This is a genomic window from uncultured Marinobacter sp., assembly GCF_963974375.1.
Taxonomy (GTDB): domain Bacteria; phylum Pseudomonadota; class Gammaproteobacteria; order Pseudomonadales; family Oleiphilaceae; genus Marinobacter.
Genome location: NZ_CAXBDN010000375.1, coordinates 1 through 2,981 on the forward strand (window position 1 = coordinate 1; position 2,981 = coordinate 2,981).

Here is a 2,981-nt window from a genome sequence, read left to right on the forward strand (position 1 = left end):
CCGCCACCCGCACCGACAAGGTACCCAACACTTCGCCAACGGCGGCCTCATCCGGCTCTGACCTGAACGGTATGGCGGCGCTGGATGCCTGTGAGAAGATCCTCAGCCGGCTGATCGACTTTGCTGCGGACCAATGGTCGGTACCGGCGGCCCAGGTGCGCTTCGAAGATAATCAGGTGGTGGTTGGCGAGTTGCGGGTACCCTGGGGCGAGTTCGTCCAGAAGGCCTATATGAACCGGGTGTCGCTGTCGTCTTCCGGCTTCTACGCCACCCCGAAAATCCATTTTGACCCCGAGAAAGGCCAGGGCCACCCGTTCCTGTACTATGCCAACGGCGCTTCCTGCTCCGAGGTGGTAATCGACACCCTGACCGGCGAATACCGGGTGCTGCGCACCGATATCCTCCACGACGTGGGACGCTCCCTGAATCCGGACATCGACATTGGCCAGATTGAAGGCGGCTTTATCCAGGGCATGGGCTGGCTCACCACCGAAGAACTGGTTTACGGCGATGACGGCCGTCTGCTGACCACCGGACCTGCCACCTACAAGATTCCGGCGGTGTCCGACACGCCGCCGGACTTCCGGGTGGAACTGCTGGCCAACAGCCCGAACCGGGAGGCCACCGTGTTCCATTCAAAGGCCGTGGGTGAGCCACCGCTGATGCACGGCATTTCGGTGTGGAGCGCCCTGCGGGATGCAGTGGCCAGTGTCTCCGGCTATCGCTTCAACCCGCCGCTGGATACCCCGGCCACGCCGGAGCGGGTGCTGCAGGCGGTAACCCGCAGCCAGCAGTGGCTGGCCCAACACAAGGAGGCCGTGTAATGGACAGCAGAATGAGCTGGTATCAGGCGGTCGCCCACTGCGAGCAGAGCGGCGAACCCTACGTGCTGGTGACGGTGCTGGGGGTGACCGGCTCGGTACCCCGGGAGCCGGCCAGCAAGATGGTGGTGACCGGAGAGCACAGTTACGACACCATTGGCGGCGGCCATCTGGAATACCGGATCTGCCAGCAGGCCCGGGAACGCCTGGCGGCCCGCGCTTACACCAGCGAGATGGCCCACTTCCCCCTGGGGGCCAGCCTGGGCCAGTGTTGTGGCGGCAGCGTTTCGGTGTTGCTGGAAGGCCACCCCGGCTGCGAACAGCAACTGGTGATCTTCGGCGCGGGCCATGTGGCCAAGGCCCTGGTCACCGTTATGGCTCAGTTGCCCTGGCGGGTAACCTGGGTCGACTCCCGGGCCGACCAGTTTCCGGCGGAGCTGCCGGCCAACGTGCGCCAGCACCTGACCGACGATCCGGTGGGGGACGCCCCGGCTCTGTGTGCCGGTGCCCAGGTGCTGATCCTGACCCACAACCATCAGCTGGATTTCGATCTGTGCCAGGCCCTGCTCAAATCCGCCGACTGCGATGGCATCGGCCTGATTGGCAGCAACACCAAAGCGGGGCGTTTCCGCCAGCGCCTGGCCCACCGGGGTTTCAGCGACGAGGCCATTGCCGGTATCCGCTGCCCGGTTGGTCGCCAGGACATACCGGGCAAACGTCCGATGGAAGTGGCGGTGTCCATCACCGCTGAGCTGCTGAGTCTGACCGCCAGCCAAAGCCCGGCGGAGAGCCGCCGTGGCCTGGACTGGAAAGAATTGCGGGGGCTGATTCGTCAGTCGCCGGAAGGAGAGAAAACCGAATGAATCTGCGTTCCCTGAACACGCTTTCCCGGGACCGGGCCGCACGGCATTTTCGCGACTGCTGCGCCGCCCAGCGTTGGATCGACGGCATGGTCGCCGGACGACCCTACCCGGATCGCGAGGCCCTGCTCGCCCACTGCCGCGAACTCTGGCCCACCCTGACCGAAGCCGACTGGCTGCAGGCCTTCGAGGCCCATCCGCAGATCGGCGACGTTAACAGTCTGAAAAAGAAGTACGCCAGCACCAAAGCCCTGGCCAGTGGCGAGCAGTCCGGTGCCAGTGTTGCCTCCGACGACGTCCTGCTGTGCCTGAAAGCCGGCAACGACGCCTACCTGCGCAAGTTCGGCTTTATCTTCATCGTCTGCGCCACCGGCAAGAGCGCGTCCGAGATGCTGGCACTGCTGGAAGACCGCCTGCCTAACAGCCGCGACGATGAAATCCGCAACGCCGCCCGGGAGCAGGCCAAAATCACCGAGCTTCGGCTGGAGAAACTGATATGAGCGATAAAAGCCCCATCACCACCCATATTCTTGATCTGGGCAGGGGTCAGCCCGCCGCTGGCGTAAAGGTTACCCTGCAACAGATTACCGCCGAAGGCGCTACCCAGGTGGCCAGCGGCACCACCGACGACGATGGCCGCATCATGCACTGGTTCGACGGCCCCCTCAGTCCCGGCCACTACCGGCTCAGCTTTGCCACCGGCGACTGGTATGACAGCCAGGGGCTGGACACTTTCTATCCACAGGTCAGCCTGGACTTCCGGGTGGACGACACTCGCGCCCACTATCACGTACCCCTGCTGCTGAACCAGTGGGGCTACTCAACCTACCGGGGTAGCTGATGACCGATTCTGCACAATCTCTTCCCCTGCCCCCGGGCTGCAAGGCCTTTCGCGGACCACTGCTGCACTTTCTGGATGATCCCGGCAACGGCCCGGAGCCGGTAGCTGACAGTTACGACTATCTGGCGGACGGTCTGCTGGTGGTGCATCAGGGCAAAGTAATAGCCACCGGTGCTGCCGACGCAGTGATTCCGTCACTGCCACCGGGAGCCACGGTCCAGCATTTTCCCGACTCGCTGATTCTGCCGGGCTTTATCGACACCCATGTGCATATGCCGCAACTGGGGGTGATCGCCAGCTACGGTGCCCAGCTGCTGGACTGGCTGGAGAACTACACCTTTCCCCATGAAGCCCGCTTCAGCGACCAGAACTACGCCCAGGCCGAAGCCCACCGGTTCACCAACCTGCTGCTGGGCCACGGCACCACTTCCGGACTGGTGTTCTGCACCTCTCACCCCG

Annotated in this window: 5 protein-coding genes; all 5 read left to right on the top strand. The window is 64.0% G+C overall.

Going from position 1 to position 2,981, the window contains the following annotated elements; translation table 11 throughout:
* Positions 1–824, top strand: an 824-nt coding sequence (locus AAC035_RS20260; RefSeq protein ID WP_339806919.1) for a molybdopterin cofactor-binding domain-containing protein, incomplete at its 5' end; no start/stop codon positions are given.
* Complete coding sequence (xdhC, locus tag AAC035_RS20265; protein WP_339806921.1) at positions 824–1,684, top strand: xanthine dehydrogenase accessory protein XdhC; 861 nt, start codon at positions 824–826, stop codon at positions 1,682–1,684. The genes AAC035_RS20260 and xdhC, both read left to right, overlap by 1 nt.
* A complete protein-coding gene (gene uraD, locus AAC035_RS20270; protein WP_339806923.1) occupies positions 1,681–2,181 on the top strand; it encodes a 2-oxo-4-hydroxy-4-carboxy-5-ureidoimidazoline decarboxylase in 501 nt (166 codons plus the stop codon). The genes xdhC and uraD overlap by 4 nt, the downstream gene beginning before the upstream one ends.
* The gene (gene uraH / locus AAC035_RS20275; RefSeq protein ID WP_339806925.1) at positions 2,178–2,522 is read left to right on the top strand and encodes a hydroxyisourate hydrolase; all 345 of its coding nucleotides are present in this window, start codon (positions 2,178–2,180) and stop codon (positions 2,520–2,522) included. The genes uraD and uraH overlap by 4 nt, the downstream gene beginning before the upstream one ends.
* The coding region (locus AAC035_RS20280; RefSeq protein ID WP_339806926.1) for an amidohydrolase family protein at positions 2,522–2,981 on the top strand (460 nt) is incomplete at its 3' end. The genes uraH and AAC035_RS20280, both read left to right, overlap by 1 nt.